This window comes from Agrobacterium tumefaciens (assembly GCF_017726655.1).
GTDB classification, from domain to species: Bacteria; Pseudomonadota; Alphaproteobacteria; order Rhizobiales; family Rhizobiaceae; genus Agrobacterium; species Agrobacterium tumefaciens_B.
Map to the genome: position 1 here is coordinate 1,480,582 of NZ_CP072308.1, position 19,007 is coordinate 1,499,588.

At 59.5% G+C, this 19,007-nt stretch carries 20 protein-coding genes; 7 read left to right on the forward strand and 13 right to left on the reverse strand.

Features of this window, described 5'->3' with window-relative positions:
• Positions 1–2 precede the first annotated feature (2 nt).
• From AT6N2_RS07400 to AT6N2_RS07425, 6 genes are all read right to left on the reverse strand, one after another.
• Entirely contained in the window at positions 3–419 is a 417-nt protein-coding gene (locus AT6N2_RS07400) for a PIN domain-containing protein (RefSeq protein ID WP_209085177.1), read from the reverse strand.
• A complete protein-coding gene (locus tag AT6N2_RS07405) occupies positions 416–646 on the reverse strand; it encodes an AbrB/MazE/SpoVT family DNA-binding domain-containing protein (RefSeq protein ID WP_209085179.1) in 231 nt (76 codons plus the stop codon). The genes AT6N2_RS07400 and AT6N2_RS07405 overlap by 4 nt, the downstream gene beginning before the upstream one ends.
• Positions 647–698: 52 nt before the next feature.
• The gene (locus AT6N2_RS07410; protein WP_209085182.1) at positions 699–893 is read right to left on the reverse strand and encodes an NfeD family protein; all 195 of its coding nucleotides are present in this window, start codon (positions 891–893) and stop codon (positions 699–701) included.
• Between the two features lie 20 nt (positions 894–913).
• Positions 914–1,783, reverse strand: a complete 870-nt coding sequence (locus AT6N2_RS07415; protein WP_209085185.1) for a S49 family peptidase — start codon at positions 1,781–1,783, stop codon at positions 914–916.
• Positions 1,784–1,870: 87 nt separating this feature from the next.
• Positions 1,871–2,671, reverse strand: a complete 801-nt coding sequence (locus tag AT6N2_RS07420; protein WP_209085188.1) for a tRNA1(Val) (adenine(37)-N6)-methyltransferase — start codon at positions 2,669–2,671, stop codon at positions 1,871–1,873.
• Positions 2,672–2,677: 6 nt separating this feature from the next.
• Positions 2,678–2,908 carry a DUF2007 domain-containing protein gene (locus tag AT6N2_RS07425; RefSeq protein ID WP_063949777.1) on the reverse strand — a complete coding sequence of 77 codons (231 nt, stop codon included), beginning with the start codon at positions 2,906–2,908 and terminating at the stop codon, positions 2,678–2,680.
• Between the two features lie 111 nt (positions 2,909–3,019).
• Between AT6N2_RS07425 and AT6N2_RS07430 the strand changes: the two genes are divergently transcribed.
• From AT6N2_RS07430 to moaB, 4 genes are all read left to right on the forward strand, one after another.
• On the forward strand, positions 3,020–4,036 hold the full coding sequence (locus tag AT6N2_RS07430; protein WP_063949834.1) for a polyprenyl synthetase family protein: 1,017 nt from the start codon (positions 3,020–3,022) through the stop codon (positions 4,034–4,036).
• Between the two features lie 190 nt (positions 4,037–4,226).
• A complete protein-coding gene (locus tag AT6N2_RS07435) occupies positions 4,227–6,071 on the forward strand; it encodes a tetratricopeptide repeat protein (protein ID WP_144575767.1) in 1,845 nt (614 codons plus the stop codon).
• Between the two features lie 6 nt (positions 6,072–6,077).
• The gene (locus AT6N2_RS07440; RefSeq protein ID WP_209085190.1) at positions 6,078–6,962 is read left to right on the forward strand and encodes a 4-(cytidine 5'-diphospho)-2-C-methyl-D-erythritol kinase; all 885 of its coding nucleotides are present in this window, start codon (positions 6,078–6,080) and stop codon (positions 6,960–6,962) included.
• A 26-nt stretch (positions 6,963–6,988) separates the two neighbouring features.
• Positions 6,989–7,540 (forward strand): molybdenum cofactor biosynthesis protein B, encoded by a 552-nt coding sequence (gene moaB / locus AT6N2_RS07445; RefSeq protein WP_209085192.1) that lies wholly within the window; start codon positions 6,989–6,991, stop codon positions 7,538–7,540.
• Between the two features lie 43 nt (positions 7,541–7,583).
• On the opposite strand, the gene AT6N2_RS07450 is transcribed toward moaB, so the two are convergent.
• Complete coding sequence (locus AT6N2_RS07450; protein WP_063949772.1) at positions 7,584–7,853, reverse strand: hypothetical protein; 270 nt, start codon at positions 7,851–7,853, stop codon at positions 7,584–7,586.
• A 198-nt stretch (positions 7,854–8,051) separates the two neighbouring features.
• Here AT6N2_RS07450 and AT6N2_RS07455 point away from each other — a divergent pair, with 198 nt between their 5' ends.
• Positions 8,052–8,729 (forward strand): response regulator transcription factor, encoded by a 678-nt coding sequence (locus tag AT6N2_RS07455; RefSeq protein ID WP_209085202.1) that lies wholly within the window; start codon positions 8,052–8,054, stop codon positions 8,727–8,729.
• A complete protein-coding gene (locus tag AT6N2_RS07460) occupies positions 8,716–10,068 on the forward strand; it encodes a sensor histidine kinase (protein WP_209085204.1) in 1,353 nt (450 codons plus the stop codon). The genes AT6N2_RS07455 and AT6N2_RS07460 overlap by 14 nt, the downstream gene beginning before the upstream one ends.
• A gap of 49 nt (positions 10,069–10,117) precedes the next feature.
• Here AT6N2_RS07460 and adhP read toward each other — a convergent pair whose 3' ends face one another.
• The 4 genes from adhP to AT6N2_RS07480 form a co-directional block, all read right to left on the reverse strand.
• Positions 10,118–11,146, reverse strand: coding sequence for an alcohol dehydrogenase AdhP (adhP, locus tag AT6N2_RS07465; RefSeq protein ID WP_063949769.1), 1,029 nt, complete (start codon positions 11,144–11,146; stop codon positions 10,118–10,120).
• 150 nt (positions 11,147–11,296) lie between these two features.
• On the reverse strand, positions 11,297–11,698 hold the full coding sequence (locus AT6N2_RS07470; protein WP_063949768.1) for an MAPEG family protein: 402 nt from the start codon (positions 11,696–11,698) through the stop codon (positions 11,297–11,299).
• A 112-nt stretch (positions 11,699–11,810) separates the two neighbouring features.
• Complete coding sequence (gene guaB, locus AT6N2_RS07475) at positions 11,811–13,316, reverse strand: IMP dehydrogenase (protein WP_209085221.1); 1,506 nt, start codon at positions 13,314–13,316, stop codon at positions 11,811–11,813.
• A gap of 179 nt (positions 13,317–13,495) precedes the next feature.
• A complete protein-coding gene (locus tag AT6N2_RS07480) occupies positions 13,496–14,497 on the reverse strand; it encodes an MBL fold metallo-hydrolase (protein ID WP_209085223.1) in 1,002 nt (333 codons plus the stop codon).
• A gap of 205 nt (positions 14,498–14,702) precedes the next feature.
• On the opposite strand from AT6N2_RS07480, the gene AT6N2_RS07485 reads away from it, so the two are divergent.
• Positions 14,703–16,100: an MDR family MFS transporter gene (locus AT6N2_RS07485; RefSeq protein WP_063949766.1), complete on the forward strand. Its 1,398-nt coding sequence runs from the start codon at positions 14,703–14,705 to the stop codon at positions 16,098–16,100.
• Here AT6N2_RS07485 and AT6N2_RS07490 read toward each other — a convergent pair whose 3' ends face one another.
• Together AT6N2_RS07490 and AT6N2_RS07495 are read right to left on the reverse strand one after the other, a co-directional pair.
• Entirely contained in the window at positions 16,101–16,841 is a 741-nt protein-coding gene (locus tag AT6N2_RS07490; protein ID WP_063949765.1) for an RlmE family RNA methyltransferase, read from the reverse strand.
• Positions 16,838–18,469 (reverse strand): Ppx/GppA phosphatase family protein, encoded by a 1,632-nt coding sequence (locus AT6N2_RS07495; protein WP_209085225.1) that lies wholly within the window; start codon positions 18,467–18,469, stop codon positions 16,838–16,840. Before AT6N2_RS07495 ends, AT6N2_RS07490 begins: the two co-directional genes overlap by 4 nt.
• Positions 18,470–19,007: the final 538 nt, after the last annotated feature.

The window sequence follows — 19,007 nt, forward strand, 5'->3', positions numbered from 1 at the left end:
TTTTATGCGTGGAGACGGGCGGTGAACGGGTTGAAGATCTTCATTCGCCCTTCGACGGTGAGGCCATCCTGCATGTCTTCGGAGAGGAAAACATTGCTTTCCGCCTTCAGCGCTGCCGCCAGCATCAAGGCGTCGTAAAAAGCAACATTGTATCTCTGCACAAGATCAAGCGCGTCCATGTGCAGACCAACGTCCAGCGGCACAATCTGCGCTGCCGCCGTTCTGAAATCTTCCAAAGCAGAACGTATACCGCTCCATTCCATTCGCAATTTTTTACGCGCGACAACCGAAAACTCGTTAAGTGCCTGGACGCTGATAACGAATGGCTGCGATATTATCGTATTGGCCACCTCGGAGCGCGGGTCGGAGGTCGAAGCATAGACCAGAATATTGGTGTCAACGAAGGGCGCCTCACTCAACGCTCATTAGCCTCGTCACGATCAAATTTATACTCCGGCGGCAATGTCCATCGCAGGGAACGAATTTTTTCAAGCGCCTGTCGCCGCTCTTCGTCAGGCGTCGCGTTGACAACCGCATCGGTTGCAGCAACGACATCCACCTCGTCGCCTTCCTTGATATGCAAGGCTTCCGCGACATCCGCCGGGATGCGGACCGCAAGACTATCGCCCCATTTCGTGACACGCATGACAGCCTCCTTACTCGAAAGCGACTATAGCAAATTTTGCGTTAGAGGAAAATTACGTCTCGTCCTCGCGCTTCACGCGGTACTCACCGGTTTGCGGGTCCTTGATCAGGGTGCCGATCGCGCCGGTCTCACGTTCCTTCTCGCGCCGTTTCGATTTTGCCGAAAGCTTTTCGGCATCGCGGACGAAGCGGCGGTAGAGGATGATGGCACCCACCACCAGGAGGATGATTGTAATAAGCTGAGCCATAAGGCTTTATTCCTGAGACATCATAGACCGAAACGCGACCACAATGCCTTTTCTTCGGCGACCTCTGCAAGTCCCGAAACCGCACCTGCGGCGAGCCTCTCGGCGTCAAGACCAAGCGCTGCGTTCACACCGGGCACTTTTTTGCCGAACAGAGTGCGCCCGCCGCTGACGAGTTGCAGCTTCACCTTGGTACCGTATCGGCGGCGGAGCACGTCCCGCATGTCGCCCAGTCCATCGATCAGGCCGAGATCGAGGCCGCGCATGCCGGTCCAGAACAGACCTGAGAAGATCGTGTCGTCGCCCTTCAGTTTCGAGCCGCGGCGCATTTTGACCATATCGATGAAAACATTGTGGATTTCGACCTGGAGCGACTTCAGGTATTCGATATCGCCTTCCTTTTCCGGCTGGAAGGGGTCGAGGATGACCTTGTTTTCGCCGGCCGTGTAGACGCGGCGCTCCACACCGATCTTCCGCAGCATTTCCGGAAAACCGAAGCCGCCGGAGACCACGCCGATCGAACCGACAATGGATGTCGGGTCGGCGATGATCTCGTCGCCGGCAAGCGCGATCATGTAGCCGCCGGAGGCCGCGACGTCCTCCACGAAGACCAGAACCTTCTTGTCCTTTTCCTCGGCCAATTGGCGGATGCGGTTGTAGATCATGCGGGCCTGGACGGGCGAACCGCCGGGAGAGTTGATCGAGATCGCGACGGCCGGGGCATCCTTGATGGCGAAGGCCTTTTCGAGCAACGGCGCATAGGAGGCGAGGTTGAGCGCGGGGCGGAACTGGTTACCGCCCGCCATGATGGCGCCATTCATGCGCACGACGGGAATGACAAGCTCTTTTTTACGAAAGCGTTTCGGCACAAGATGCTTCAGCAAACCCACCAATCAATCCTCACAGCAATGACTTCAACGACACGGATGTATGTATCGCCGGGCAAAACACAATGGCATGCGGCTGGCGTCACGCTGATTTTATAAGCCGGGTCTGATTGCCCTTACATTACGGGAATAGGCGGCGCGGCCATTGTTGAGGTCATCCACGAAAGGGGTAAAGGCGTGGCTGCCGGTCTCGTGCATGATAAGGGGCGCGCGGAAGGAGAGCCGTGCGCGCGATCCCTTGATGGCGGTTACGAGCATGCGTACCGCATCGTCACCGGGGCGTGGATGGATGAGGGTGATTTCGAGGCCGCCAAAACGGCTGCCGCAGGCGGCAATGATCTCCGCCACCGATTGCGGCCGTGCGATCAGGGAAAGCTGCCCGCCCGGGATCATGATGGCGCCCGCGGTCCTGATCCAGTCCTCGAACAGGCCATCCGTCATGGCATGGGCTTCCGCCTTCAGGGCATCCGGTGTGCGGCGGTCGCCGGCGTCATTATAGGGCGGATTCATGATGACGTGATGGAAATGATCCTCGGGCAATCCGGCCTCGATCCGGGCTTTCGCCCGCAGCGTCACGTCGGCTTCGAGAACCGCGACGCGGGCGGAAAAAGCGGCATTGTCAGGCAGTTCGAGACTGCGGCGGGCAAATTCCGCCATTTCCGGGGAGCGCTCATAGAGTGTCACCTGCGCCTTTTCGAGCCGCGCTGCCACAGCCATGCCGGCGGCACCGGCACCGGCGCCGAGATCGGCAACACGACAGGCGCGGTCATCCGCGACGAGCGAGGCAAGCAGCATGGCGTCCATGCCTGCCCGATGCCCCCTGCCCTTTGGCTGGATGATGTGAAAGCGCCCGCGATGAAAGGCGTCGATCGTTTCGGAAATGCCGTCGCTCACCGCCGCTCAAGCCTCCTGATTGCGCAACTCGTCGCCGAGCCCCGCATCGATGAGAATGCGGCGGGCCTGATCGGCGCGGTCGTCTTCCACCAGAAACCGTCGCGGCAAAAGGCCGAGCGATCCCTCCAGAATGCTCATCGCCTGATCGGCAATCAGGCAGTGAATGCCGGCATCCTTCATCAGGCTTTCGGCGAAGGAAAGAAGCACGGCATCGTTGGTACGGATCAGTTCACGCATGGATAGACCTTAAATTCCCATCTTTTTGAATGGCGAGCGGCAATTCGCCCCTTGCCGCGCAAGGCGTCAGTTTTTATTGTCGAATTCAAATTCGAACTGGAGTCCTGTCCCTTGGGCGTCGTCATACCGCTTGAAGAAAGCAAAAACAAACTCGCATCCGTCAAGCCGCTTGTCGACCTGACCCGCCCCGACATGGAACGGGTGAACCAGCTTATCCTTTCCAAGGCCGGCTCCGATGTCCAGATGATCCCCGAGGTGGCCAACCATCTCATCTCGTCAGGCGGCAAGCGCCTTCGGCCGATGCTGACGCTCGCCTCGGCCTCGATGTTCGGTTACGAGGGCGACAACCACATCAAGCTCGCCACCAGCGTGGAATTCATGCACACGGCGACGCTTCTGCATGACGATGTTGTGGACGAAAGCGATCTGCGTCGCGGCAAATCCACCGCCCGCACCATCTGGGGCAACCAGGCGAGCGTTCTCGTCGGAGACTTCCTGCTCGGCCAGGCTTTCCGCATGATGGTGGATGTCGGTTCGCTGGACGCGCTCGACGTGCTCTCCACCGCCGCTTCCGTCATTGCCGAAGGCGAGGTTCTGCAGCTTTCCGTCGCCAAGAACATGGAAACGACCGAGGACGATTACCTGCAGGTGATTCGCGCCAAGACGGCCGCTCTCTTTGCCGCAGCGGCCGAAGTCGGCCCGATCGTCGCCAAGACGGACAAGGCCACCCGCAGTGCGCTGAAATCCTATGGTATGAACCTCGGCCTCGCCTTCCAACTGGTCGACGACGTGCTGGATTACGGTGGCAAGTCCGCCGATCTCGGCAAGAATACCGGAGACGATTTCCGCGAAGGCAAGATCACGCTGCCGGTCATCCTTTCCTATCGCCGCGGCACCCAGGATGAGCGCGCATTCTGGCGCAATGCCATCGAAAAGGGTGAAAGCAGCGACGAGAACCTGGAAAAAGCGCTCGGTCTTATCACCAAATACAACGGTCTCGGAGACACGATCGGCCGCGCCACGCATTACGGCACCATAGCCCGTGACGCACTTGCGCCATTGCCGCAGAGCCCATGGAAAAACGCGCTTCTCGAAGTCATCGACTTCTGCATCGAGCGTCTGAACTGACGCTGGACGGCCGGAATATCGGCGGATGGTCTGCCCGTCCGCCGCACCTCTCACGGCGATTTTCTCCTCAAGGCGTGATTGTGGCCCCGCCGTAATTTCTTGCGGCGTTGCTTCAAAAAAGCCATTCTATCGTGACCAAACAATGGAAACTGATTTTTCCGTGCTTCGGCACAAAGGCAAGGGTTCCCTCATGCGGCGTAAACCAGCACTCCGTCTTCTCTGCAGCGCGGCTCTCGCCGCTGCTCTCGCAATCGGCGCGGGTGCAAGCCCCGGTTTTGCGGAGACGAAGGCAAAACCGGAAGACAAGGCCGTTACCTTCGATCCGGCGAAGGTGAATACCTTCTCCGGCGCCTTCCTCGCCGGTCGTAACGCCGATGTCGACCAGGACTACCCGACCGCGATTTCGCTCTACAAGAAAGCGCTGGAATTCGATCCGGCCAACTCGGAAATCCGCCAGCGCCTGATGATCGCCGAACTGCTGAGCGGCAATTTCGAGGCCGGTGCGAAGATCGCCGATTCGATGAAGGACGACACGACCGTCGAGCGTGTGACGACCATTATTCGCGGTCTGGACGCGATCAAAGACAAGGAATTCGCCAAGGCCGAGAAGATCCTGAAGTACACGGGTCCGAACGATCTCGACCGGATGGTCAATACGCTTCTGACCGCCTGGGCGCGCGCCGGTGCCGGCAAGCCGAAGGAAGCGCTGGCGCTCGTCAACAACATGAAGGGCCCGGGCTGGATCTCCATCTTCCAGAAATACAACGCAGCCTCCATCGCCCTGATTTCCGGCAACACCGAAGCGGCGCGTAAAAGCCTCAACGAAGCCGTGACAGACCGCGAAGGCGGTGCCACCGCCTCCGACACCTATATGCGCGCGGTCATGGCGCTGGCGCGGCTGGAAGCGTCCGCCGGTAACAAGCAGAAGGCGCTGGACGCCATTGCGGTTGGCGACACCTTCGCGCCGAATTACGCGCCGCTGAAGGCGCTGCGCGAGGCGATCGAAAAGGGTGAAAAACCGGAGCAGCAGATTACCAACGCGGTAGAAGGTGCCGCCAGCGTGATGTTCTCCATCGCTGGCGCCTTGAATCGCGAAGGCGCCGAAGAGATCGTAACGCTTTATCTTCAGACATCGCGCGCACTCGACCCGAAGAGCCCCGACACCTTGATCCTCCTCGGCGGCCTTTCAGAAGCACTGAAGCAGCCGGACCGCGCCATCGCCTTCTACCGTGAGGTGCCGAAGGACTCGCCGATGTATCGCATTTCCGAGCTGCAGCTCGGATTGACGCTGGCGCAGACAGGCAAGGTTGAGGAGGCGCGCAAGCACCTGAAATCGCTTCTCGAGTCCGACCCGAAGGACATCCGTTCGTATCTGGCCTATGGCAGCGTGCTGTCCGATGCCAAGGATTACCGGGCGATGGCTGAAAACTACGACAAGGCGGTCGAGGTCATCGGCGCTGTGCCGCAGAAATCCGACTGGACGATCTTCTTCCAGCGCGCCATCGCCTATGAGCGCCTGAAGGAATGGGACAAGGCCGAGCCGAACTTCAAGCGGGCGCTCGAGTTGAACCCGGAGCAGCCGCAGGTTCTGAACTATCTGGGTTATTCCTGGGTGGATAAAGGCATGAATCTCGAAGAAGGCATGAAGATGATCAGCCGCGCTGTCGAGCTTCGGCCGAACGACGGTTACATCGTCGACTCCCTCGGCTGGGCGCACTTCCGGTTGGGTGACTTCGATCAGGCCGTGACGGAACTGGAACGCGCCATAGAACTCAGAGCCGGTGACCCCGCCATCAACGACCATTTGGGCGATGCTTACTGGCGCGTTGGTCGCAAAATCGAGGCGGTTTATCAGTGGAACCGTGCGCTGATCGGCGACAATGACGATGTCGACAAGGCCAAGGTGAAGGAAAAAATCGCCAACGGTCTGCCGCCGCTCGAAAAGGACGCTGAGAACACCGCCAAGAAGGAGGTCGCGCCGCAGCCACCGGCTCCTCCAGCGCCGGCTGCCCCTGCTCCGGACAAGAAATCCTGACGCCGCATGCAGCTGCATGACGCTTCCGGGGCCACCGAAACAATCGAGGCGGCCCCGGCCAAGATCAATCTGGCGCTCCATGTGACCGGCCAGCGAGCGGATGGGTATCATCTGCTTGAAACGCTCGTAACCTTCACCGAAGCCGGCGACGTGATCCGCATACGCGACGCCGCCGCGGACAATTTCTCCATTTCCGGCCCCTTCGGCGATCTTCTAAACGTGGGTCAGACCGGCGAAAATCTTGTCATCCGCGCTCGAGACCTGCTGCGCGAGGCGCTTGCGTCTGCTGGCCAACCCACGCCACCGGTCGCTATTCATCTTGAAAAGAACCTGCCGGTAGCCTCAGGCATTGGCGGCGGGTCCGCAGATGCCGCGGCAACGCTTCGCGGCTTGCTGCGCCACTGGCAAGCGCAAATCGCGCCGGATGCGCTGGCATCGATGGCACTGAAACTCGGTGCAGACGTGCCGATGTGCCTTGCAAGCCGGCCACTGATCGCGCGTGGCATAGGCGAGGACATCGAAGTCCTTACGGACCTGCCGAAACTCGCCATGGTTCTGGCGAATCCGCTGAAGGCCGTTTCGACACCAGATATTTTCCGGCGACTGCAGAACAAGGCCAATCCCCACCTGCCCGCCCATTCGACGTTGGGCTGGATGGATTTTCTCGCGCATAGCAGTAACGATCTGCAACCACCGGCGCAGACGCTTCTGCCTGAGATCGGGGAGATCATCACATTGCTGTCGGATGAAGGTGCGGCGCTTGTGCGTATGTCTGGTTCGGGGGCCACCTGTTTCGGCATTTTTCATTCACTTGAAGCGGCCCGGACGGCGGAAATATCGCTTCGGAAGAAACGTCCCGGCTGGTATTTTCAGGCAACGCGGACCATCTGAAGAACAGACAGACTAAGGATAAGGCCATGGCAGGCGAAAGACCCTTCATTCCCCTTGGAATTGCGGTTCTGACCGTTTCGGATACCCGCACGCTGGAAAACGACAAATCTGGCAATACGCTCGTCGCAAGGCTCGAAGAAGCGGGCCACAGGCTTGCCGCCCGCGCCATCGTGCCTGATGACAAGGCGGCGATCGCAGACACCGTGCGCGAATGGACGCTGTCTGACGGCGTGGATGTTGTCATCACGACAGGCGGCACCGGTTTTACCGGTCGCGATGTGACGCCGGAGGCGCTGGAGCCGCTGTTCGAAAAGCGCATGGACGGATTTTCCGCCCTTTTCCACCGCATCTCCTACGACAAGATCGGCACCGCCACCATCCAGTCACGCGCGACAGGCGGGGTGGCGAACGCGACTTTCATTTTCGTGCTGCCCGGCTCTCCCGGCGCCTGCAAGGATGCGTGGGACGGCATTCTCAAAGCGCAGCTCGATTATCGCCACCTGCCCTGCAATTTCGTGGAGATCATGCCGAGGCTGGACGAGCATTTGAAGCGTGGCAAGAGCCAGCCGTCGCATTAAGCCCGGCGGTCATCTACCGCCGGGCGCGTCGTGGTCACAGCGGTTAGCGGCGGTTTCTATCGCGGAGCACGGCCGTCGGATCGATGTAGGTAGTCGTGTCGAAGCGGCTGTTTTTCCGTTCGACCATACCGTTTTCCAAGACACGGTAGGTAACCTCCGGGTTGGAGACGGAGACAGCCTTGTCGCCTGGCTTGGCATGGTTCTCGATCATCTTGGTGATGGGCGTAGCGGAGTCGCTGAGAAGGCCGTTCGCGGAAGCGGCAGCGGTTGCGGCGATGAGGGCGAATGCGGCGATGGCGATATTTTTGATCATTGTCTTGATCCTCGAAACGGGTAACACTGCGACTTGCAGCACGTTGAAAGTAAAACGCCGATTTTTCAGCCGCCTGTCGCCGACTATACAATTTTGTAAACCCGCCAATGCCTTAACTGCCGCAAGAAAGCCCGATTTGCGGCGTGATCAAAAGCGGTGAGATTTCTTTAAAGCTGTATTTAAGACAACGTCATCGCCATGAAGATACTTCTTGTAGAAGACGACATCACAACGGGAAACTATATTATCAAGGGACTGGCCTCTGCCGGCCACACGGTCGACTGGGTGAAGGACGGGCGCGAGGCGCTGGCGGCCGGCCTCGACGGCGGATACGACGTCGCCGTCGTGGACCGCATGATCCCCGGCCTCGACGGCCTCAATCTGGTCAAGAGCATGCGCGCGGCCTCGATACGCGTCCCCATCCTTTTTCTCACCGCAATGAGCGGTGTTGACGACCGTGTCGAAGGGCTGGAAGCGGGGGGTGACGATTATCTGGTCAAGCCCTTCGCTTTTTCGGAACTGACGGCGAGAATCAATGCGCTCGTTCGGCGCCCGCCTATTGCCACGGAGAAGACGCGCCTGCGCGTCGGCGACCTGGAGATGGACCTCGTCACCAGAACGACATCGCGTGCAGGGCAGCGGATCGACCTGCTGCCACGTGAATTTTCGCTTCTCGAACTGCTCATGCGCAACGAGGGCAGAATCCTGACGAAAACGATGTTTCTCGAAAAAATCTGGAACTTCAATTTCGATCCGCAAAGCTCGGTCGTGGAAACGCATATCAGCCGGCTGAGGGCGAAAATCGACAAACCCTTCAATCAGCCGCTTCTGCACACGGTCAAAAACACGGGCTATACGCTTCATGCCCGGCGCTAGTTTCCTGAAGAGTACCGCCGTCAGGCTGGCGCTTCTCTATATCGCCCTTTTTGTCACGGCCTCGCTCGGTGCGAATATCGCGGCCTATCGAATGGTCGTCGGCTTTCTCGATGAGCGCCTGAACGCCAATGTGATGGAGCGGTACCGGGAAATCGCGTCCGCCTTCGACACGCGCGGACTTCAGGGCGCGGTAGAGATGATCGACAATCACGGACCAGCCATCCGGGGTCAGGAAACCATCTATTCTCTACGCAGTCCGCAGGGGCAGCTTCTTGCCGGCAGCGATCAGTTCTCGAATGTCCCACCCGGTTACTCGACTCTCGAACCGAACGACCAGCACGATAATGCGTCCCACTACAAGCTTTACAGCGCAACGCTCGGACCGAACAATCTCGTTGTCGGGATCAGCTATGGCGATACGGATGAACTGGCCCGGATTGTTCTCATAAGTTTCTGCTGGGCGACAACGATCGTGCTTTGCGTCGGCATGACTGGGGCGGCCATACTGGCATACCGGACGCGTCGTCGCATCGCGTCACTGACACAGAGCGCTCACGCTATCGGCAATGGCGAGCTGTCGAAACGGCTTCCGGTCTCCTCGCGCAGGGATGAAATCGACATATTGTCGGCCGAAATCAATGTCGCTCTGGCAAGACTGGAATCCAGCGTCGCGGCATTGAAGCAGGTGACCACGGATGTCGCACATGATTTGAAGACACCGATAGGCCGTGCATTTCTCGTTCTGGAAGATGCGTTGAATGCACATGGGATTGACGAGATGAGGACGGGCATTGAGACCGCCCTCGAAGACCTGCTGTCGATCGCCAATACCTTCGACGCGCTTCTGCGGATTGCGCAAATCGAAGCGCGAAACAGAACCGCGCGCTTTAAAGTATTCGATCTATGTGACGTCGTCAGCGACATGTACGAGACCTATGAGGTGATCGCAGCCGAGGAAGGTTATGAGCTGCGCATGCGCATGGATGCCGGGGAATGCCGGATCGAGGGAGATCCCGACCTCATCCGCCAGCTGTTGGTGAATCTTCTGTCCAACGCCATGCGGCATACACCCGCCGGATCCAGAATCGCGCTCGATCTTTCACACAACGGGGCGCGGGCGCAGTTGGTGATCGCCGATAACGGGCCGGGCATTTCAGAGGAAGACCGAGCCCAGGTTTTCGACCGCTTTTATCGCGTCGAAAAAAGTCGAACCACATCAGGGTCGGGGCTTGGCCTCAGCCTTGTCAAGGCGGTAGCGGAATTACACGGCGCCGCCGTGACACTTTCGGACAATCACCCCGGCCTGCGCGTGACCGTTCAGTTTCCGCCGAGCGGTTAGACAAGCGGAGCGGAGCGCGCATTGGCGCACACCGCTTTCGTTCTTCACATCAGGCGGCGAGGTCTACGACGATACGGCCGTCGATCTTGCCCTCTTCCATGCGGTGGAAGATATCGTTGATGTTTTCGAGCTTGTCCCACGAGAAGTGGGCTGCGACCTTGCCTTCCCCGGCGAAGGTCAGCGCTTCCTCGAGATCCTGTCTGGTGCCGACGATGGAGCCGCGCACCGTGATCCGCTTCAGCACCGTGTCGAACACCGGAATGGAGATAAAGCCCGGCGGCAGGCCGACAAGCGCCATGGTGCCCTTGGAGCGGAGGAAGCCATAAGCCTGCTCCATGGCCTTGGGCGACACCGCCGTCACCAGCGCCCCGTGGACGCCGCCTGTCGCCTTCTGCACCTGTTCAACGGCGTCGGGCGCACGGCCGTTGACGATGACATCGGCGCCAAGCTTCTTCGCCAGCGCGAGCTTGTCATCAAAAATGTCGGCAGCCACGACATGCATGCCCATGGCCTTGGCATATTGCACTGCCATATGGCCAAGCCCGCCAATGCCTGAAATGACCACCCATTCGCCCGGCCGGACTTCGGTCTCCTTGAGGCCCTTATAGACGGTGACACCGGCGCAAAGCACCGGGGCCGCGGGGCCGAAATCGAGATTATCAGGCAGCCGGCCGACGAATTTCGGATCGGCAAGGCCATATTCGGCAAAGCTGCCATTGACGGAGTAGCCCGAGTTCTTCTGGCTCGGGCAAAGCGTCTCCCAACCGGTGCGGCAGGGAATGCAGCAACCGCAGGCGGTGTAGAGCCACGGCGTGCCGGCACGGTCACCCTCCTTGATGCCGGTAACGCCGGCGCCGATCTTGGCCACGTAGCCTGCACCTTCATGGCCTGGAATGAAGGGCGGGTTGGGCTTAACCGGCCAGTCACCCGTCGCGGCGTGCAGATCAGTGTGGCACACGCCAGTCGCCTTGTAGTTGATGAGAATTTCACCGGGCCCGGGATCCGGTATCGCGACTTCCTCGATCGTCAGCGGTTTCCCAAACGCGCGGACCACCGCTGCCTTCATTGTTTTAGCCATGACTTGCTCCCTATCTCCAAACACCTCGAAAACTTTCGACGGCAGGTTGAGATTAACGAGCTTCAGGCGTCATGGAATTGACCCATCGCAAACCGGAACGTTTTGCGAGGCGGGAGTGTCTCAACTTTGAAGCAACCCCATGGTGCTGTTTTATTCAAGCGCCAACCATATGGCGAGCCAGGCCCAGAGGCAGACCAGCAGTGCAAAGCCGATACCGAACAGGGGCGCGCGGTACCGCAGCCTGTTGCTGGTGACGTGCACATAGGAATGCGCATAGCGGGAGATCACGAACAGCCAGGCAAGCACCACGGTCACCACATTGTCTGCATCGGTGATGTAAAGCAGCAGGCAGATGGCGTGAAAGAGAACAGGAAGCTCGAACTGATTGGCGATGTTTCTGTTCACCAGCGCGCTCGCCTGCCCCTCCTCGCCTTTCTCGCGATACTGTGCCACCGCCTCCCTGCTGGTGAGCGTGTGGTTCTTGCGCCGGTACAACAGCAATGCATAAAGAATGAAAACCAGCGAGGCATGGGCTATCATCGGCCAGAACATTGCGGTTGTCGGGGACATGTTTTCTACTCCAATCATGAAAACGCTCCCCGATCCGGCGTGAATCGGGGAGCGCCAAATAGTTGGTATCCTTTTAAGGATTTGGCCTGAAAGATCAAACCGCGCCGGGGTAGTTCGGGCTTTCGCGGGTGATCGTCACGTCGTGGGCGTGGCTTTCCCGCAGGCCGGCGCTGGAAATGCGCACGAAGGTGGCGCGCTCCTGGAACTCCTTGATGTTGCTGCCGCCGACATAACCCATGGCAGCCTTCAGGCCGCCAGCCAGCTGATGCAGAACGCCGGAAACCGGGCCCTTATAGGGAACCTGCCCCTCGATACCCTCAGGCACGAGCTTCAGCGTGTCGCGCACTTCCGCCTGGAAATAACGGTCGGCAGAACCACGGGCCATGGCGCCAACGGAGCCCATGCCGCGATAGGCCTTGAAGGAACGGCCCTGATACAGGAACACTTCGCCCGGGCTTTCATCCGTGCCGGCGAGCAACGAGCCGATCATGACGGCGGAAGCGCCGGCGGCGATAGCCTTGGCCAGATCGCCCGAGAACTTGATGCCGCCATCGGCGATGACGGGAATGTCAGCCGCATTGGCGGCTTCCACCGATGCCATGACGGCCGCAAGCTGCGGAACGCCCACGCCGGCAACGATGCGGGTCGTGCAGATGGAGCCGGGACCGATACCAACCTTGACCGCATCCGCACCGGCATCGATGAGAGCCTTGGTGCCGTCGGCGGTGGCGACATTGCCGGCGATGATGCGAACCGAGTTCGACATCTTCTTGACGACTGAAACGGCATCGAGCACGCGCTGCGAATGGCCATGCGCGGTATCGACGACGAGAAGGTCGACGCCGGCATCGATGAGGCGCTCGGCACGCTCGATGGCGTCCGCACCCACGCTGATGGCAGCGGCAGCGCGAAGACGGCCCTGCGCATCCTTGGTGGCGTTGGGGTTCAACTGCGACTTCTCAATGTCCTTGACGGTGATGAGGCCGACGCAGTTGCCCTTTCCATCCACCACCAGCAGCTTTTCGATGCGGTGCTTGTGCAGAAGACGGCGGGCTTCCTGTTGATCAACGCTGCTTTCCTTGACCGTGACCAGATTTTCGCGGGTCATCAGCTCGTAGATTTTCTGCTGCGGATCGGAGGCAAAACGAACGTCGCGGTTGGTCAGGATGCCAACGAGGCGGCCGCTCTTGTGACCACCGGAACCGCCGTTTTCCACAACCGGAATACCGGAAATGCCATGCGCTTTCATCAGCGCCTGGGCTTCGGCAAGGGTCGCATCCGGGCCGATGGTCACAGGGTTAACGACCATGCCGCTTTCGAACTTCTTCACCTGCCGAACTTCTTCGGCCTGTTCGATGGGGGTCAGGTTGCGGTGGATAACGCCGATGCCGCCGGCCTGGGCCATGGCGATGGCGAGGCGGCCCTCGGTGACCGTGTCCATGGCGGAGGAGAGGATAGGCAGGTTGAGATCGATATCGCGGGCGATGCGGGTGGCGATATTCGTCTGTCCCGGCATGACTTCGGAATGTCCGGGCTGCAGCAACACATCGTCAAATGTGAGAGCGTCCAAACCAGTGGGTGTTTGAATGATGCGTGCCATGACCAAATTCCTTCATACTGAAAATGCGTGGCCGTTCCGGAACGAAAAGTTCACCCCGGCGCCCTGCAAGGATTGCTTGGAAGTTGGCGAGGGCTGGTAACACGTTCATGACAGGAAGGGAATAGAAAAAACCCGGAACAGCGTTCCGGGCTTTGCCTGTTGCTGCATTGCAGCAGATATCAGATATCAAACTGATAGGATTTGGGTACGAAACGGTATCCCACATCCAGCTTTTCGGCATAGCCAACGGCCGGGAATGGCATGTGATATCCGAGGAAGGGCAGCCTATCGGTAGCGATCATGTCAAAGACCTTCTTACGGGTCGCAGCCGCCGCTGCCTTGTCCATGTCGAACTTGACTTCCCAGTCCGGCTTCTGCAGCGAGAGGACGAAGTGGTTCGCGGTATCGGCTGTCAGGATGAGTTGTTTGCCTTCCGATTCGACGCGGAAGATCATGTGGCCCGGCGAATGGCCGAAGGCGGCGATGCCCGTGATGCCGGAAACCACATCGGCGCCATCGCCAATGAAAGTGGCCTTTTCCGCCAGCGGTTTGACGTTGGCAAGAACACCCTTGTGGCCGCCCTCGGCAGGCGTGCCGACGCGTTTTTCATCCGTCCAGAAATCATATTCCGCCTGGCCGAAGACATAACGGGCCTTGGAGAAGGCGGGTGCGCCCTTTTCCATCAGGCCGCCAATATGGTCGCCATGCATATGGGTCAGCACCACCACGGTCACATCCTCGGGGGTGTAACCGGCGGCAGCCATGCCTTCGATCAGGCGGCCGTTGCCCGCCCCGCGACCGGCTTCACCAAAGCCTGTATCGAACAGGACGAGATCAGAGCCGGTGTTGACGAGAACCGGCGAGAAGGAATTGACGAACTGGTCCTTCGGCAGAAAATTCTCCTCGAGCAATTTACCGACTGTTTCCGGCGATTGGTCGGTGCCGAAGGTCTCTCCCGGATTGGGCGCAGCGCGGGCGCCATCCTTCACGACAAGCACTTCAAAATTACCGAGCTTGAAACGGTTTGTTTCCGGTGGCATCGCGTGTTTGATCTCCATGGAGGTTTGCGGCTGGTTGGCCTGAGCATTGGCGCTGCGCGTCATCAACAGAGGCGCGCCGAGGACGGTTGCGCCTGCCGCACCAATGAGGCCACGTCTGCTCATGTTCAAGGATTTGGTCATCGTCTTGTCTCCCATATCGCCACCTGGCTGTTTTCCAGCTTAACTTTGCCCAACGGACAATAGAGCCAGAAAGTTGCAAGAAAACCGCCCTCACGCAGGTTTGATCGGAACTTGAGAAATCGCCGATTAACGTGTTGGCAAGGACGTTCATCAGGCGTAGGAGGAAGGCCAACGTCTTGTTGCAGCGAAAGCCGCAGGCATTCCCATGAACCGCATCATTCCGCTCATCCTGGCAGTCGCCCTTTTCATGGAGCAGATGGACTCCACCGTCATCGCCACCTCTCTTCCGGCGATTGCAAGGGACCTCAATGTCGGGCCGATCACGCTGAAACTCGCACTGACCGCCTATATGGTGGCCTTGGCGATCTTCATTCCGATCAGCGGCTGGATGGCCGACAAATATGGCGCAAAGAAAATCTTCCGTTTTGCCATTGGCGTCTTTGTCGTGGGCTCCATCTGCTGCGCCGTCTCGTCGTCGGTTCTTGAATTCGTCCTGTCGCGCTTCCTGCAGGGCATGGGCGGGGCAATGATGACCCCGGTCGGCCGTCTTGTGCTTTTGCGGACGACCAAGCGTAGCGATCTCGTCTCCGCCATGGCGCTTCTGACGATCCCCGGTCTTGTCGGACCTCTGACCGGCCCGCCGATCGGCGGCTTCATCACCACCTATTTTTCATGGCACTGGATTTTCCTGATCAACGTGCCGATCGGCATCATCGGCATCTGGCTGTCGACGATCTTCCTGCCGGAAATCGAAACCACCAATCCGCCGCCGATGGACGGCAAGGGTTTTGTGCTATCCGGCATCGCCGCCTCTGGCGTCGTCTTCGGCCTTTCCGTCGTCAGCCTGCCAGCCCTGCCGCCCGCGATCGGCATTGCCTCGACCATTATTGGTTTCATCTGCGGTTTTCTTTATCTGCGCCATGCCGCGCGCCACCCTGCCCCCATTCTGGATTTCCGGATTTTCCAGAACGCGACATTCCGGGCCGCCTCCATCGGCGGCACTGTTTTCCGCATTTCCACAGGCGCCATTCCCTTCCTGATGCCGCTGATGTTGCAGATCGGCTTCGGGCTCAATCCGTTCCAGTCAGGCATGATAACTTTTGCTGGTGCAATCGGCGCGATCACCACTAAATTCATGGCCAAGCGGGTGTTTGCGGCGACCGGATTCCGCTCGACGCTGATCGGGGCCGGCATCGTCGGCGCGTTCACCACACTCGCCAACAGCTTCTTCACGCCTGAGACGCCCTATCCGCTGATCATGATCTTTCTGGTGACGGCAGGGTTTGCCCGGTCCTTCTTCTTTACCGGATCAAACGCGCTCAGCTACTCCGATATCGAAGACAGCCAGGCCAGTCAGGCGACGTCGATGGCCTCTGTCCTGCAGCAGATCAGCCTGGCGCTCGGTGTTGCCTTCGCTGCCTCGATTCTGGAAATCAGCAGCATGATGTCAGGCACTCATCTACAACTTGCCGATTTCCACATCGCTTTCATGATTGTCGCACTGGTGTCGCTCTTCGCAATCGTGCCCATCATCCGCATGGATGCGCGCGCCGGCGCGGCCGTCTCCGGCCACCGCGCCAAGGTCTCCCAACCGGCGGAGTGATCAGTCTTCAGAAGCCTCGTCGGCTTCCGCATCAATCTGTGGCGCGTTCTTGCGGCCCTTGAAGTGCTTGGCAAGCAGGAACATCTCCACCGATTCCGAGCGTGACGACGCCGGCTTGATGTGCAGGACCTGCTTGAAATTCTTCTTCAGCATATCCAGCAACGCCTTTTCCGTGCCGCCCTGGAAGGTCTTGGCAAGGAAATGGCCGCCTTCCGCCAGAACCTGCACCGCAAAATCTGCCGCAACTTCGCACAGATGCATGGTGCGGATATGGTCGGTTTTCTGGTGACCCGTGGTTGGCGCAGCCATATCCGACAAGACAAGATCGGGCGTGCCGCCAACGGCCTCCATCAGCTTTTCCGGCGCGGTCGGATCAAGGAAGTCGAGCTGCAGGATCTTCACGCCAGGGATTGGGTCGATCTCGAGAAAGTCGATGGCCGCGACGCGTATATCGTCCTCGGTCGAATCCGTGACCTTGGAAGCGATCTGGGACCAGCTGCCGGGCGCGGCGCCCAGGTCGATGATGCGGGTCGCGCCCTTCAGGATCTGATGCTTGTCGTTGATTTCCAAGAGCTTGAAGGCAGCGCGGGCGCGATAACCTTCCAGCTTGGCGCGCTGCACATAGGGGTCATTGATATGACGTTCCAGCCAGCGGCGCGACGAGGCCTTCAGCTTGGTCTTCTTGACCTTCTGGCCGATCTTGCGGCCGGTGCGATTGGTGCTTGTCGGCGCCTTGCTCATGTCAAACCTTCCGTTCTGTCCTGCCGTACCATCTGCATGCGCCTCATGCGGTTGCGCCGCCACGCGCCGTCATCCGCCATCATGTCCGTCAGGAGGCCTTCGCGCAAACCGCGATCCGCCACCCGCATGCGGCGTGCCGGCCAGCGGCGCCGGATGGCCTCAAGGATGGCGCAGCCGGCCAAAACCAGATCGGCCCTGTCAGGCCCGATGCAGGCATTGGCGGCACGGCCGGCGAAATCCCAGGCCAGCAGCTTGTCCTGCATGGCCGTCACCTCGGCGTCAGACAACCACAGGCCATCCACCTTGCGACGATCGTACCGCGGCAGATCGAGATGCACGCCTGCAAGTGTCGTGACCGTGCCTGACGTGCCAATCAGGTGAAAATCCTCGTGATGCGCCTGCGGCGCGAGCGGCGGGCAATGGAATGAGTCGAGCAGTCCTTCGACTTCGCGCACCATGGCGGCGAACACGTCGGGCGTCACATCGCGGCCGCCGTGGCGTTCCGACAAGGTGACGACGCCGACCGGCAGCGAGGTCCAGTGGGTAATATGGTTGGCGAGCCGGTTCGAGCGGTTTTCGCCGACCTTGATCACGGCAATTTCCGAAGATCCGCCACCGATATCGAACAGCACGACGGAACGGGCTTCGCGACCGACAAGAGAGGCACAACCGGAGACCGCAAGGCGCGCTTCCGTCTCGCGGCTGATGATTTCAAGCTTCAGCCCGGTCTCCCGCGTCACGCGCGCCAAAAATTCTTCGCCATTCGATGCCGCACGGCACGCTTCGGTGGCGATGAGCCGCATGCGCCTGATGGGGCGTCCGGCAAGTTTTGCGGCGCAGACTTTCAGCGCTTCGACCGCGCGGTCCATCGCATCATCAGAAAGACGCCCGCTCGACACAAGGCCCTCGCCCAGCCTGACAATACGCGAGAAGGCATCCACGACCCGGAACTGGCCCGGACGCGTCGGCTGCGCGATCAGAAGACGGCAATTATTGGTGCCGAGATCGAGCGCGGCGTACATATCCGCGGGCGCGTCAGGACCATGCTCGTGCTGGCGAGCCTGATGACGCGCAGAGGTTTCAGATTGCGGCCGATGCTGTTCCTGGGAAGCGCCGTTGGCACGACCGTTCTGCTTGCCGACATGCTTGGGGGCATGGCTGGGGACCAGCGGACGGCCCTGCGGATCCCGCCCACGCGGATCACGATGTCCGCGCTTACGGTGACGCGACTTTTTCCCCACGCCAGGCGGCATGGTTGAGGGTGTTGCACCGTCGCTTGGAGAGGGGGGCTGAACCTGCCCGCTGATGGCCACCGCAGCCTGCTGCGATGCGCCTTTTCCGCGAGAGCGCCGGCGGCGCTTTCTCTTGCGCGGCTCGGCATCCGGCTCGAGAGCCGATACATAGGAGGAACCGGCCGGAACATCCGCGGGAACATCATGCGACAGCACATGGGCGTCACGGGGCTTGCCGTCACGCTTGTGTTTCTTGCCACGACGGGATCGCTTCGCGTTCCCTTTGTTCGCCACCGACGCCCCTTGTTCCGACGGCTTTGGGCCGTTTCCGGGGTCGATCACTGTCTTGTCCATTTCGCCGCGCACAAGCGTAGATGCTATGCTGCTGGCTTTCATAAGGTTTCGTTGGGTGGACAATACCAGCGCATGGAGTTTTAGCCAAATGATTTTTGGAGGCGGGCAATTGTATGGGAGGGAGGGGAAAGATGCCGATCCGGACTGCCGCCAGCCCCGCGATGCAGACACTCAACGACGGTTGCTGGAGACCGGCAACAAGCATCGCGGGAAAGGTGCCTTCAATTTCAGTAAAAACAGCCCGGTATGCCCGCCGAGTTCGACATAAAATTGCATCTTGTACAGGCGGGATTAATGCGACATTTATACCATGCCTAGCTATCGTTAATGGCGACGTCGTACACGAAACCGTTATTCCGCTTTCAGCACTATTTGCTTAGTAACTCAGATAATATTTTCAAACACCCTTATTATTCTTGACGTCGACAAGACTACCGTTTCAGAAGCAAAAATTTAAAGCAAATTATTTATCTCGGAAGCCTTCCTGGTGCTATTACGACAGACATTCAGATATCTTCCTGCCCAGCTGATGTCGCCGCTTATCCAGATGGCGACTATTCTCGTGTGGGCGCATCTTCTA

Excerpts from the sequence above, each read along its gene's own strand:
- AT6N2_RS07405 (WP_209085179.1), bottom strand. The coding sequence starts at position 646 with ATGCGTGTCACGAAATGGGGCGATAGTCTTGCGGTCCGCATCCCGGCG.
- AT6N2_RS07410 (WP_209085182.1), bottom strand. The coding sequence starts at position 893 with ATGGCTCAGCTTATTACAATCATCCTCCTGGTGGTGGGTGCCATCATC.
- AT6N2_RS07425 (WP_063949777.1), bottom strand. The coding sequence starts at position 2,908 with ATGCGTGAACTGATCCGTACCAACGATGCCGTGCTTCTTTCCTTCGCC.
- AT6N2_RS07435 (WP_144575767.1), top strand. The coding sequence starts at position 4,227 with ATGCGGCGTAAACCAGCACTCCGTCTTCTCTGCAGCGCGGCTCTCGCC.
- AT6N2_RS07440 (WP_209085190.1), top strand. The coding sequence starts at position 6,078 with ATGCAGCTGCATGACGCTTCCGGGGCCACCGAAACAATCGAGGCGGCC.
- moaB (WP_209085192.1), top strand. The coding sequence starts at position 6,989 with ATGGCAGGCGAAAGACCCTTCATTCCCCTTGGAATTGCGGTTCTGACC.
- AT6N2_RS07450 (WP_063949772.1), bottom strand. The coding sequence starts at position 7,853 with ATGATCAAAAATATCGCCATCGCCGCATTCGCCCTCATCGCCGCAACC.
- AT6N2_RS07455 (WP_209085202.1), top strand. The coding sequence starts at position 8,052 with ATGAAGATACTTCTTGTAGAAGACGACATCACAACGGGAAACTATATT.
- AT6N2_RS07460 (WP_209085204.1), top strand. The coding sequence starts at position 8,716 with ATGCCCGGCGCTAGTTTCCTGAAGAGTACCGCCGTCAGGCTGGCGCTT.
- adhP (WP_063949769.1), bottom strand. The coding sequence starts at position 11,146 with ATGGCTAAAACAATGAAGGCAGCGGTGGTCCGCGCGTTTGGGAAACCG.
- AT6N2_RS07470 (WP_063949768.1), bottom strand. The coding sequence starts at position 11,698 with ATGTTCTGGCCGATGATAGCCCATGCCTCGCTGGTTTTCATTCTTTAT.
- guaB (WP_209085221.1), bottom strand. The coding sequence starts at position 13,316 with ATGGCACGCATCATTCAAACACCCACTGGTTTGGACGCTCTCACATTT.
- AT6N2_RS07480 (WP_209085223.1), bottom strand. The coding sequence starts at position 14,497 with ATGACCAAATCCTTGAACATGAGCAGACGTGGCCTCATTGGTGCGGCA.
- AT6N2_RS07485 (WP_063949766.1), top strand. The coding sequence starts at position 14,703 with ATGAACCGCATCATTCCGCTCATCCTGGCAGTCGCCCTTTTCATGGAG.
- AT6N2_RS07490 (WP_063949765.1), bottom strand. The coding sequence starts at position 16,841 with ATGAGCAAGGCGCCGACAAGCACCAATCGCACCGGCCGCAAGATCGGC.
- AT6N2_RS07495 (WP_209085225.1), bottom strand. The coding sequence starts at position 18,469 with ATGAAAGCCAGCAGCATAGCATCTACGCTTGTGCGCGGCGAAATGGAC.